We start from the raw sequence: 12996 nt of genomic DNA on the forward strand, positions 1-12996 counted from the left end.
ATGAGAACAAAACGTGAATATACTACCGACTCACCATGTTTGCAGAATTGTCCATCACCTCCAATTTCACCTTCCTGACCGGGGGATCGCACGCCGAGGAATATGCCGGGCGGGCGGCGCTGATGGGCATGCCCGCCTTTGTCATCGCCGACGAGAACTCGGTCGCCGGGATCGTGCGTGCCCATGTGGCGACGCGCGAGATTGCCCGGCAGGTGGCCATGCGCCGCGACTTCGAGGCCGCGCACGGTCCGGTCGGCCCGCCCGCGCCGGCACATTGCCCGCGCGCACCTTCCGCCGATATCGCCAATGTGCCCCGGCTGATCCCCGGCGCGCGGATCGTCACCGACGAGGGCGTGACGCTGACCGCCCTGCCCCGCGACCGGGCAGCCTGGGGGCGTCTTACCCGGCTGATCACGCTGGGCCGGCGGCGCGCGCCCAAGGGCAGCGCGCTGATCCGGGTCGGCGATGTGCTGGACTGGGGGGTGGGGATGGAACTGCTGCTGCACGTGCCCGAGCCTGTGCCCGAGGGCTGGCGCGGGCAGGTGGCGCGGCTGATCCGCAAGTTCGCCGCGCAGATGACGCTGGTGCTGGCGCCGCGCTACGACGGGCAGGACAGCATCCGCCTGGCCGGGCTGCGGGCGCTGGCGGACGGGCTTGGCCTGCCCTGCGTCGCCTCGGCCATGCCGATCATGCATCACGCCCGCCGCCGCCGGCTGGTCGACGTGATGTGCGCGATCCGCACCGGGCGGCAGGTCGAGACGCTGGGGCGGCTGGCCCAGCCCAACGCCGAAAAGCGCCTGCGCTCCGAGGCCGAGATGCTGCGGCTGTTTCGCGGCCACGAGGACGCGGTGCACCGGGCCGGCGAGATCGCGGCGCGCTGCACCTTCTCGCTGGACGAGCTGCGCTATGAATACCCGTCCGAGATTTCCGGCGACGAGACCCCCTCGGCCCGGCTGGAGCGGCTGGCGCGGGCAGGACTGCGCGATCACTACCCCGATGGCGTGCCCGAGCGGGTTCAGAAGATGCTGGAACACGAGCTGACCCTGATCGCCAAGCTGAAATACGAGCCCTATTTCCTGACCGTGCGCGACATCGTGGCCTTTGCTCGGTCGCGCGGCATCCTGTGCCAGGGGCGCGGCTCGGCGGCGAATTCGGTGGTGTGTTTCGCGCTGGGCGTCACCAGCGTAAGCCCCGAGATCGGCACCATGGTGTTCGAGCGCTTCGTATCCGAGGCGCGCGACGAACCGCCCGATATCGACGTGGATTTCGAACATGAACGCCGCGAGGAGGTGATCCAGCACATCTACGAGAAATACGGCCGTCACCGCGCCGGGCTGTGCGCCACGGTGATCCATTATCGCGGCAAGCGGGCGATCCGCGAGGTCGGCCGCGCCATGGGGCTGGGCGAGGACACCATCGCGGCGATGTCGAGCCAGGTCTGGGGCTGGGGCGGCGGCGGGCTGCGCGAGGATCGGCTGCGCGAAATCGGCCTCGATGCGCGCGATCCGCGGCTGATGCAGGTGATGGAACTGGTCGACGAGATCCAGGGCTTCCCCCGCCACCTGTCGCAGCATGTCGGCGGTTTCATCATCACCGAGGGGCGGCTGGACGAACTGGCGCCGGTGGAAAACGCCACCATGGAGGACCGCACCGTGATCTGCTGGGACAAGGACGACATCGACGCGCTGGGCATCCTCAAGGTCGACGTGCTGGCGCTGGGCATGCTGACCTGCATCCGCAAGGCCTTCGACCTGATCGCGGCGCATCACCATGTCGATCATTCGCTGGCCAGCCTGCCGCCCGAGGACCCGGTGGTCTACGACATGCTGTGCCGGGCCGATTCGCTGGGGGTGTTCCAGGTGGAAAGCCGGGCGCAGATGAATTTCCTGCCCCGGATGAAGCCGCGCAACTTCTACGACCTGGTGATCCAGGTGGCGATCATCCGGCCCGGCCCGATCCAGGGCGACATGGTGCACCCGTTCATCCGGCGGCGAAACGGCGAGGAGGCGGTGAGCTTTCCCTCGGACGCGCTGGGGCAGGTGCTGGCGAAAACGCTGGGGGTGCCCTTGTTCCAGGAACAGGCGATGCAGATCGCGATCATCGGCGCGGGCTTTACCCCCGACGAGGCCGACCGGCTGCGCCGCTCGCTCGCCACGTTCAAGAAACACGGCTCGGTCAGCGCGTTTCGCGGCCGCTTCATGAGGGGCATGCGCGACAACGGCTATGACGCGGAGTTCGCGGCGCGGTGTTTCAGCCAGATCGAGGGCTTCGGCAGCTACGGCTTTCCCGAAAGCCACGCGGCGAGCTTTGCGCTCCTGGTCTATGCCTCGGCCTGGCTCAAGCGTCACCACCCCGGCATCTTCGCCTGCGCGCTTCTGAATTCGCAGCCGATGGGCTTTTACGCCCCGGCCCAGATCGTGCGCGACGCGCGCGAACACGGGGTCGCGGTGCGGCCGGTCTGCGTCAACGCGAGCTATTGGGACAACGTGATGGAGCCTGACGGGCGCGGCGGGCTGGCGCTGCGCCTGGGGTTTCGCCAGATCCGCGGCATGGCCGAGGACGAGGCGCGCTGGATCACCGGGGCGCGCGGCAACGGCTATGTCACGATCGAGGACATCTGGCGCCGCGCCGGCACGCCGCCGCGCCTGATCGCCCGGCTGGCCGAGGCCGATGCCTTCGCGTCGCTGGGCCTCGACCGGCGCGCGGCGCTGTGGCAGGCCCGGGCGATCACCGCCGAAAAGCCGCTGCCGCTGTTCGCCGGCGACCTCGATGGCGAGGGCATTGACGAAGGCGCGGTGCGCCTGCCCGCGATGAGCCTGGGCGAAGAGGTGGTGGAGGATTACCTCGCCACCCGCCTGACCCTGCGCGCCCACCCGATCGCGCTGTTGCGCGCCCGCCTGACGCCGGACATTCCCGCGCCCCGCCCCGATGCCGCACCCGGGGGAGCCGCCTTGTCGTGAGTATTTTTGCCAAGATGAAGCAGGGGCGTGTTTTGGGTAATGCGCCGGACCTGCACGCAAGGCCGCCTGACGGTGGCACGGTCAATCGGGGTTCGGGGGTAACCCCCCTGCGACGGACCTTGCCCCTACAATTTCGGCAGGAAACTGCCCCGCATCGCCGCGATATGGTCGTGGATGCGCTGGGCCGCCGGGGTCAGGGGCGTGTCGGCGCGGTGCAGCAGGAACCAGGTGCGCTCGATCGGCAGGCCGGGCAGGTCGAGGGTGACCAGCCGGCCCGCGTGCAGCTCTTCGACCACGGTGTGTTGCGAGATCAGCGCCACGCCGAGACCCGCGATCACCGCCTGCTTGATGGTCTCGTTCGAGCTCATGGTGATCACCTCATAGGGCCGGCCATCGCCGATCCGGTCGAGAAAGCGGCTCATCAGGATGCGGGTGCCGGAGCCGTCCTCGCGGCCGATGAAGGTCTCGTCGAACAGGTCGTCGGCGGCGATGTTCGCAACCCCGGCCAGCCTGTGCCCCGGCGGCGCGATCAGCACATGCGGATGCGGGCCGAGCGGTTCGGAGACGTTGGCTGGCATCCTGGGCGGGCGGCCCATGATCGCCAGGTGGACCTGCCGGGCTTCGAGGGCGGCGATGATCTGTTCGCGATTGCCGATGATCAGCTCGACCTTGATGTCGGGAAAGGCGGATTTCAGCGTCGCGACCAGCGCCGGGGCGTAATATTTGCCGGTCGAGACCACGCCGATCCGGACCAGCCCGGCGCGGCCCTTGCGGTGTTCGGTGACGTCGCGAAGGCAGGCCTCGAGCTCCGATTCGATCCGCGCCACGGTGGCGACGACCAGCCGGCCCTCTTCGGTCAGATCCATGCCGCCGCCCTCGCCCCGGAGCAGCATCGGGGCCTCGCAATGGTCGGCGAGTTGCTTGAGCTGGGCATGCACCGCAGGGGGAGTGAGACGAATTGCCTCAGCCGCGCGGGTGATCGACCCATGCGTGGCGACCGCGGCAAGTGCCCGTAATTGCTTGAGAGTTATTGCGTCCGTACGTCGCATCTTCAGGATTTTCTAATCCATGTTTTATCTTATTAAATTCTATAGACGTTCAGCCCGTGCCACGACAAGGGGGCTCTGGCCCCTGATCTGATCCGGGCCGGAGGACGGGAGGAATGATGAACGCAAGCGATGTCATCGACGACACGTCACGGATTCCGGCCGACCTGGCGCCGGTGATCGCGGCGCTGGCGACGGTCGGGCGCAGCCTGTGCCGCACGATCAAGCGCGGCCCCCTGGGCGGCGCATTGGGGGCCGGGGTCGGCGAAAACCTGGGCGGCGACCAGCAAAAGGCGCTGGACGTGATGGCCGACGAGGCCTTTGCCGCCGAACTGGCGGCGACGCCGGTGCGCTACTATGCCTCCGAGGAACAGGACGACGTGGTCGAGATGAATCCCGATGGCCGTTTCGCGCTGGCCATCGACCCGCTGGACGGGTCGTCCAACATCGACGTGAACGTATCCATCGGCACGATCTTCTCGATCTTCGAGGCCAAACCCGGCGATCCGCTGGGCAGCGTGCTGCGCCCGGCGCATGAGCAACTGGCGGGCGGATACATCATCTACGGCCCGCAGACCTTTCTGGTGGTGACCTTCGGGGCGGGCGTGCAGAGCTACCTGCTCGACCCCGACAGCGGCCAGTGGCGGCTGGTCGAGGCCGATCTGAAGGTGCCCGAGTTCAGCCGGGAATTTGCCATCAACGCCTCGAACTACCGGCACTGGAGCCCGGCGATCCGGGCCTATATCGACGATTGCCTGGCCGGCGACACCGGGCCGCGCGACGAGAATTACAACATGCGCTGGGTCGCCTCGCTGGTGGCGGAAACGCACCGGATCATCTCGCGCGGCGGCATCTTCCTTTACCCGGCGGACGAGCGGGCGGGGTATGAGCGCGGCCGGCTTCGGATGGTCTATGAATGCGCGCCGATCGCCTTTCTGATCGAGCAGGCGGGCGGCAAAGCCACCGACGGGCATGACCGGATCATGGCGCAGACCGCCACCGAACTGCATGGCCGCACCCCGTTCGTTTTCGGCAGCGCCGTGAAGGTCGACCGCGTGACGGCCTACCAGGATCTGCCGGTCGAGGAAGTCTCGGCCCTGTTTGGAACCCGCGGCCTGTTCCGCGCCTGAGGACTGACCCCATGAGCAAGAAACACCCCATCATCTCGGTCACGGGCTCGTCGGGCGCCGGCACCTCGACTGTCAAGGGCACGTTCGACCAGATCTTTCGCCGCGAGGGCGTGACCGCCGTGTCGATCGAGGGCGATGCCTTCCACCGCTACAACCGCGCCGACATGAAGGCGGAGCTGGAGCGGCGCTATGCCAGTGGCGATCACACGTTCAGCCATTTCAGCTATGAGGCCAACGTGCTGGATGAGCTGGAGCGGGTGTTTCGCGAATATGGCGAGACCGGCGGCGGGCGCACCCGGCACTATGTCCACGACGAGGACGAGGCGGCGAGATACGGCGCCCCGCCCGGCACCTTCACCGACTGGGCGGCGTTCGAGGACGGCAGCGACCTGCTGTTCTACGAGGGGCTGCACGGCGCGGTGGTGAACGGTGAGGTGAACCTTGCCAAACATGCCGACCTCAAGATCGGGGTGGTGCCGGTGGTGAACCTCGAGTGGATTCAGAAGATCCACCGCGACAAGGCCAGCCGGGGCTATACCACCGAAGCGGTGACGGACGTGATCCTGCGCCGGATGCACGCCTATGTGCATTGCATCACGCCGCAGTTCACCGAGACCGACATCAACTTTCAGCGGGTGCCGGTGGTCGATACCTCGAACCCGTTCATCGCGCGCTGGATTCCGACCGCCGACGAAAGCCTGGTGGTGATCCGGTTCAAGAACCCGCGCGGCATCGACTTCCCCTATCTGACCCAGATGATCGAGGGCAGCTGGATGAGCCGGGCCAACTCCATCGTCATTCCGGGCGGCAAGATGGACCTGGCGATGCAGCTGATCTTTACCCCGATGATCGAACGGCTGGTCAGCCAGTCCAAACGCGCCTGAGAGGAAGCCCGATGAACGTCCAGACCCAGATCGACACCACCACCGAAGACCTGATGGCGAACGCGATCCGCGCGCTGGCGATGGATGCGGTTCAGGCGGCCAATTCGGGGCATCCGGGCGCGCCGATGGGGCTGGCAGATGTGGCGACGGTGCTGTTCAACCGCTTCATGCGGGTCGATCCGGCGGCGGACAAATGGCCGGACCGCGACCGTTTCGTGATGAGCGCCGGGCATGGCTCGATGCTGCTTTACGCGATCAATCACCTGTTGGGCTACGACGACATGGGGATCGACCAGATCCGCAATTTCCGCCAGTTGGGGTCGCGCACCGCCGGGCACCCGGAATATGGCCACGCCAAGGGCATCGAGGTGACGACCGGGCCGCTCGGGCAGGGTATATCCTCGGCGGTGGGCATGGCGCTGGCCGAGCGGATGGCGAACGCGCGGTTTGGGGACGATCTGGTGGATCACTTCACCTATGTCATCGCCGGTGACGGCTGTCTGATGGAGGGGATTTCGCACGAGGCCATCGACTTTGCCGGGCACTACCGGCTGGGGCGGCTGATCGTGCTGTGGGACGACAACAGGATCACTATCGACGGGTCGACGGACATTTCAACCTCGACGGATCAGCAAGCGCGGTTCGCGGCGGCGGGCTGGCATGTTCTGGCGGTGGACGGGCACGACAAGGCGGCGATTGCCGAGGCGATCGCGGCGGCTCGGGCCGATGCGCGGCCCTCGATGATCGCCTGCCGCACGGTGATCGGATATGGCGCACCGAACAAGCAGGGCAGCCATTCGGTCCACGGCGCGCCGTTGGGGGCGGACGAGGTGGCCGCGACGCGCGGAGCGCTGGGCTGGAGCCATGCGCCGTTCGAGGTGCCGGGAGCGGTCTACGATGCCTTCCACGCCATCGCCGCACGGGGGCGGGATGCCCGGCAGGACTGGGAAAAGCGCCTTGGCGGGCATCCGAAGCAGGATGCGTTCGAGACGGCGCAGGCCAACCCCGACGCCCGCGCGCTGGATGCGGCGATGGGTGCCTACAAGGCCAAGCTGGCGCAGGACGCGCCCAAGGTGGCGACCCGCAAGGCCAGCGAAATGGCGCTTGAGGTTGTGAACGCGACGCTGCCCAACACGGTGGGCGGCTCGGCCGACCTGACCGGATCGAACCTGACCTTCACCAGGGGGATGCGCGATGTCGTGGCCGGGGATTTCACGGGCAACTACATCCGCTACGGCGTGCGCGAACATGGCATGGCGGCGATCATGAACGGGATCGCGCTGCATGGCGGCTTTGTCCCTTATGGCGGCACGTTCCTGGTCTTCGCCGACTACATGCGCGGCGCGATGCGGCTGTCGGCGCTGATGGGGCTCAGGGTGATCTATGTGCTGACGCATGACAGCATCGGGCTGGGCGAGGACGGGCCGACCCACCAGCCGGTCGAGACGCTGGCCAGCCTGCGCGCGATGCCCAACATGATGGTGTTTCGCCCTGCCGATGCGGTCGAGACCGCCGAGGCCTGGCAGGCGGCGCTGGAACTCGAGACGACCCCAAGCGTGCTGTCGCTGTCGCGGCAAGGGTTGCCGACGCTGCGCACCAGCCACAGCGACGCCAACCTGACCGCAAGGGGCGCCTATGTGCTGCGCGAGGCGGACGGGGCGCGCGACGTGACGCTGATCGCCACCGGCTCGGAGGTCGAGATCGCGCTGGCGGCGGCGGAGATGCTGGCCGCTGACGGGATCAGGGCGGCGGTGGTGTCCGCGCCGTGTTTCGAGGCCTTCGCGCAGCAGCCCGACGCCTATCGCGCAACCGTTCTGGGCGATGCGCCCCGCGTCGGAGTCGAGGCGGCGGTGCGGCAGGGCTGGGATGCGCTGATCGGCACCGGCGGCGCGTTCGTCGGAATGACCGGCTTTGGCGCATCCGCCCCGGCAGAGGCGCTTTACCAACATTTCGGCATCACGGCGGATGCCGTCGCGGCAGCCGCAAAATCCCTCATCAAGGAGACCTGACATGGCGCTTATCACCCTTCGCCAATTGCTCGACCACGCCGCCGAACAGGGCTACGGCGTGCCGGCCTTCAACATCAACAACATGGAACAGGGCCTGGCGATCATGCGCGCGGCGGCGAAATGCGACGCGCCGGTGATCATGCAGGCCAGCCGGGGCGCGCGCTCTTATGCCGGCGACATCATGCTGCGCCACATGATCCAGGCGCTGTCGGAGATGTATCCCGACATCCCGATCTGCATGCATCAGGACCACGGCAACAACGAGGCGACGTGCCTGTCCGCGATCCGCCACGGCTTTACCAGCGTGATGATGGACGGCTCGCTCGAGGCCGACATGAAGACGCCCGCGAGCTATGACTACAACGTCGAGATCACCGAGCGGGTGGCGCGGATGGCGCATTGGGTGGGCGCAAGCGTCGAGGGCGAGTTGGGCGTTCTGGGCAACCTCGAGACCGGCGAGGCGGCCAAGGAGGACGGATCGGGGGCGGAAGGCAAGCTCACGCGCGAAGACATGCTGACCGACCCGGATCAGGCGGCGGATTTCGTCGCGCGCACCAAGGTGGACGCGCTGGCGATTGCCTGTGGCACCTCGCACGGGGCCTACAAGTTCTCGCGTAAGCCGACCGGCGACATCCTTGCGATCAGCCAGATCGAGGCGATCCATGCGCGGATTCCCGATGTGCACCTTGTCATGCACGGCTCGTCCTCGGTGCCGCAATACCTGCAAGACCTGATCAACGATTTCGGCGGCAACATGCCCCAGACCTATGGCGTGCCGGTCGAGGAGATCGAGCGCGGCATCAAGTCGGGCGTGCGCAAGGTGAACATCGACACCGACAACCGCATGGCGATCACCGGCCAGTTCCGCCGGGTGGCGATGGAGAAGGCGTCGGAGTTCGACCCGCGCAAGTTCATGATCCCGGCGATGGACGAGATGGAAAAGTTGTGCCTTGACCGGTTCGAGCGCTTCGGCACGGCGGGCAATGCCGCGAAGATCAAGGTGATCGACATCGACGACATGGCCAAACGCTATGAAGGCGGTTCGCTCGACCCGAAAGTCGCCCCGGCGCGGGCGGCGGAGTAGGCTTTGAACATCGCGCCCGGGGCGTGATAGACGGGGGCGACCCGGCGCCGCCGCCGCCCCAGACAGGAGACATGCCATGCCCTTTGACCGTTCCATCAAGATCGCGCCTTCGATCCTGTCGGCCGATTTCGCCAATTTCGGTGCCGAGATCAGGGCGATCGAAGCCGAGGGCGCCGATTGGGTGCATGTCGACGTGATGGACGGGCATTTCGTGCCGAACCTGACCTTCGGCCCGCCCGCGGTGAAGGCGTTTCGCCCGCATGTGACGACCTTCATGGACGTGCACCTGATGATCGCGCCGGTGGACCCCTATATCGAGGCCTATGCCGAGGCGGGCGCCGACATGATCACCGCGCATGTCGAGGCCGGGCCGCATATCCACCGCACGCTGCAGGCGATCAAGGCGACCGGCAAGATGGCGGGCGTGTCGCTCAACCCCGGCACGCCGCTGGAGAGCATCGAGCATGTGCTCGACCTCTGCGACATGGTGTTGATCATGACGGTGAACCCCGGCTTCGGCGGGCAGAAATTCATCCACTCGGGCGTCGAGAAAACCCGCCGCCTGCGGGCCATGATCGGGGATCGGCCGATCCATATCCAGATCGACGGCGGCGTGACGACCGAGACCGCGCCTTTGGTGGCTGCTGCCGGGGCCGATGTGCTGGTGGCGGGCTCTGCGGTGTTCAAGGGTGGATCGGTCGACAAGGCGTCGGTCTATGGCGACAATATCCGCGCGATCCGTGCCGCTGCCGAAGGCGTCACGGGAAAAGTTGCCTGAAGGAGACAGCGACAATGGCCGCGATACCCCCGGTTTGCGATTTCGACGCCCCGATCCATGATTTCAGCCTGCCCGATGGCGAGGGCACGGTCTTCTCGCTCGACGATGTGCGCGGCAAGAACGGCACGCTCGTGATGTTCATCTGCAACCACTGTCCCTATGTGCTGGCGGTGATCGACCGGATCGTGCGCGATGCCAAGGCGTTGCAGGATCTGGGCGTCGGCGTGGTGGCGATCAGCGCCAATGACGTGGCGGACTATCCCGAGGACGCGCCCGACAAGATGGTCGAGATGGCGCGCAAGCACGGTTTCACCTTCCCCTATCTCTACGACGAGAGCCAGGAGGTCGCGCGGGCCTATGGGGCGGTCTGCACGCCGGATTTCTTCGGCTACAACGCGGCGGGCGGGCTGCAGTATCGCGGGCGGCTCGACGCCTCGAAAAAGGAGGCCGGGCCGCAAGACCTGAAACGCGAGCTGTTCGAGGCGATGAAACAGGTGGCCGAGACCGGGCGCGGGCCGAAGGAACAGGTGCCGTCGATGGGCTGTTCGATCAAATGGAAGGATGCCGCGTGAACATCGTTTTCGACCTCGACGGAACCCTGATCGACAGCGCGCCGGACCTGCAAACGGCGGTGAACCTGATGCTGGAGGGCGAGGGCAAGCCGCCGCTGGACCTGCCGACCATCACCTCGTTCATCGGCAACGGGCTGCCGAAGCTGGTGGAACGCTCGCTTGATGCGCGCGGCATATCGCAAAGCCGGTATCCGCAGCTTTGCGACACGGTGCGCGACTTCTATTCCGCCGCCCCGGCCGACCTGACCCGTCCCTATCCCGGTGTGACCGAGGCGCTGCGGGCGCTCAAGGCGGCGGGGCACAGGCTGGGCGTCTGCACCAACAAGCCCGAGGAACCGGCGCTGCTGGTGCTGCACCTTTTGGGGCTGGGCGGGTTCTTCGACGTGGTCGTCGGGGGCGACACGCTGGAACGGAAGAAACCCGACCCCGAACCGCTGGAACACGTCTTTGCGGCGCTGGGGGACGGCGCGCGGCTTTATGTCGGGGATAGCGAGGTCGACGCCGAGACTGCAAGGCGCACCGGGGTGCGGTTCGCGCTCTTCACCGAAGGATATCGCAAACAGCCGGTGGCGGCCCTGCCGCATGACTGGCGGTTCGCGGAATTCGACGCCCTGCCCGGCATCGTCGCGGCCCTGTCCCAAACCGCCCCGGCGTGAGGCTGGCGGCGCTGATCTTCGATGTCGACGGCACGCTGGCCGAGACCGAAGAGGCGCACCGGGCGGCCTTCAACCGGGCTTTTGACGCGCGGGGGCTGAGCTGGCATTGGAGCCGGGAGACCTACCGCGACCTCCTGCGCACCCCCGGCGGCAAGGAACGGATGCGCGCCTTTCAGGACAGCCTGCCCGACGCCGCGCGGCGGTTGGCGGCAGACGAGATCGCGCAGCTTCATGCCGAGAAGACGGCGATCTATGGCGACATTCTGAACAGCGGCGGGCTTGACCTGCGGCCCGGTGTGGCCGGGCTGATCGCGGCGGCGCGTGCAGGAGGGCTGCGGCTGGCGGTGGCGACCACGACCAGCCGCGCCAATGTCACGGCGCTGACGCGGTGCTGCTGGAGGCAGGAACCGGACACGGTGTTCGACGCGATCGCGGCGGGCGACGAGGTGGCGGCGAAGAAACCGGCGCCGGATGTCTATCGGCTGGCGCTGGCGCGGCTGGGCCTGCCGCCCGATGCCTGCATCGCCTTCGAGGACAGCGCCATCGGGTTGCGTGCGGCCCTGGCTGCCGGGTTGCCGGTGGTGGTGACGCCCTCGACCTATACGCAGGGCGAGGATTTCACGGGCGCGGCGCTGGTGGCCGACAGCCTGACCGGCCTCACGCCCGCGCAGCTAGCCCGGATCGGCGGCGATCTCGCGTAGCTGATCAAGAAACGCCGAGTCGAGATGGCCATCGGGCACCATCGCGTGCACCGCCTGAAACGCCCGGACCGCGCGTTCGGTGTTGTGGCCGACAAAGCCGTCAACGCCGTGGGTATCGAACCCCGCCTGAGTCAGAAGCACCTGGGCCGTGACGACATCGGTTCTGGACAGCGGGGTTTGATCCTCGGGCCAGGCTTTGCGGAACGGTTTGCCGCCGGCGATCCGGTCGCTGAGATGGCCGATGGCAATGGCGTAGGACTGGGCCCGGTTGTAGGCGGTGAGCACCAGGAAATTGCGCAGGACCAGAAGCGCGGCACCGCGATGCCCGGCGGGCAGCAGGATGGTCCCCGCGCCATAGTCTGGCAGCGCGCCGCCCGTCGCATCCGTGACCCCCATCGCCGCCCAGTCGCGGGTCGGGCGGGCGGCATCGGGGGCGGAAAGGCCATAATCGAACGCTGCCGGCAACCTGACCTCGAGACCCCAGGGCTGGCCGGTCTTCCAGCCGTGTTTCTTGAGGTAATTGGCAATCGAGGCCAGCGCGTCGGACGGGTCTTCGCCCCAGAGATCAAGCCGACCGTCACCGTCGAAATCGACCCCGAAGCCAAGCACCGAGGTGGGCATGAACTGGCCGTGCCCCATCGCCCCGGCCCATGAGCCGAACATCGTTTCCGGTTTGACCTTGTGTGTCTGCACCATCCTGAGCGCCGCGATCAACTGATCCTCGAACAGGGCCGCACGGCGGCCGCGAAAGGCCAGCGTCGCCAGCGCCGAGATTACCGGGAAGCGCCCCGGCACCACGCCATAGCCGGTCTCGAGCCCCCAGATCGCGGCGATCACTTCGGGCTCGACCGAAAAGGTCATCTCGATCCGGTTCAGCAGGTCGCGGTGGCGGCGCAGCATCTGCCGCCCGATCCGCGCACGTTCGTCCGAGGCGGTGATGTCCAGATATTCGCGGATCGGAAGCGAGAACTCGCTCTGGTCGGCCTGCCGCTCGATCACCTCGGGCAGAAAGGTGGCCTCGGCCATCGCACGGTGCAGGACGGCGGGCCTGATCCGGCGTTCAAGTGCGCGGGGGACGAATTCCTCGTCGACCCAGGCGCGGAACACGGCGGCGTCGCTCGGCCACTGATCTTGGTCCATTCATCGGTTCCTTCTGGAACGATCAACACGGTATGG

11 protein-coding genes are annotated in these 12996 nt (G+C 67.2%); 9 read left to right on the plus strand and 2 right to left on the minus strand.

Annotated features, from left to right (window positions below; all coding sequences use genetic code 11):
* The first annotated feature begins 35 nt into the window (after positions 1-35).
* On the plus strand, positions 36-2960 hold the full coding sequence (locus FVF75_RS15190; protein WP_148379533.1) for an error-prone DNA polymerase: 2925 nt from the start codon (positions 36-38) through the stop codon (positions 2958-2960).
* Positions 2961-3085: 125 nt separating this feature from the next.
* Here the strand turns inward: FVF75_RS15190 and cbbR are convergent, their stop codons facing one another.
* Entirely contained in the window at positions 3086-4009 is a 924-nt protein-coding gene (gene cbbR, locus FVF75_RS15195) for a LysR family regulator CbbR (RefSeq protein ID WP_148379535.1), read from the minus strand.
* A gap of 116 nt (positions 4010-4125) precedes the next feature.
* Between cbbR and FVF75_RS15200 the strand changes: the two genes are divergently transcribed.
* From FVF75_RS15200 to FVF75_RS15235, 8 genes are all read left to right on the plus strand, one after another.
* Positions 4126-5136 carry a class 1 fructose-bisphosphatase gene (locus tag FVF75_RS15200; protein WP_148379962.1) on the plus strand — a complete coding sequence of 337 codons (1011 nt, stop codon included), beginning with the start codon at positions 4126-4128 and terminating at the stop codon, positions 5134-5136.
* 11 nt (positions 5137-5147) lie between these two features.
* Complete coding sequence (locus FVF75_RS15205; protein ID WP_148379537.1) at positions 5148-6020, plus strand: phosphoribulokinase; 873 nt, start codon at positions 5148-5150, stop codon at positions 6018-6020.
* An 11-nt stretch (positions 6021-6031) separates the two neighbouring features.
* On the plus strand, positions 6032-8029 hold the full coding sequence (gene tkt, locus FVF75_RS15210) for a transketolase (RefSeq protein ID WP_148379539.1): 1998 nt from the start codon (positions 6032-6034) through the stop codon (positions 8027-8029).
* A gap of 1 nt (position 8030) precedes the next feature.
* Positions 8031-9113: a class II fructose-bisphosphate aldolase gene (gene fba, locus FVF75_RS15215; RefSeq protein ID WP_148379541.1), complete on the plus strand. Its 1083-nt coding sequence runs from the start codon at positions 8031-8033 to the stop codon at positions 9111-9113.
* A 76-nt stretch (positions 9114-9189) separates the two neighbouring features.
* Positions 9190-9891, plus strand: coding sequence for a ribulose-phosphate 3-epimerase (gene rpe / locus FVF75_RS15220; RefSeq protein WP_148379543.1), 702 nt, complete (start codon positions 9190-9192; stop codon positions 9889-9891).
* A gap of 14 nt (positions 9892-9905) precedes the next feature.
* Complete coding sequence (locus FVF75_RS15225; RefSeq protein ID WP_148379545.1) at positions 9906-10463, plus strand: thioredoxin family protein; 558 nt, start codon at positions 9906-9908, stop codon at positions 10461-10463.
* Entirely contained in the window at positions 10445-11119 is a 675-nt protein-coding gene (gene gph / locus FVF75_RS15230; protein WP_148379547.1) for a phosphoglycolate phosphatase, read from the plus strand. The genes FVF75_RS15225 and gph overlap by 19 nt, the downstream gene beginning before the upstream one ends.
* A complete protein-coding gene (locus FVF75_RS15235) occupies positions 11116-11820 on the plus strand; it encodes an HAD-IA family hydrolase (protein WP_148379549.1) in 705 nt (234 codons plus the stop codon). Before gph ends, FVF75_RS15235 begins: the two co-directional genes overlap by 4 nt.
* Here FVF75_RS15235 and FVF75_RS15240 read toward each other — a convergent pair.
* A complete protein-coding gene (locus FVF75_RS15240) occupies positions 11791-12960 on the minus strand; it encodes a lytic murein transglycosylase (RefSeq protein WP_148379550.1) in 1170 nt (389 codons plus the stop codon). The genes FVF75_RS15235 and FVF75_RS15240 overlap by 30 nt on opposite strands.
* Positions 12961-12996: the final 36 nt, after the last annotated feature.

This window comes from Maritimibacter fusiformis, from assembly GCF_008086115.1.
Lineage (GTDB): Bacteria > Pseudomonadota > Alphaproteobacteria > Rhodobacterales > Rhodobacteraceae > Muriiphilus > Muriiphilus fusiformis.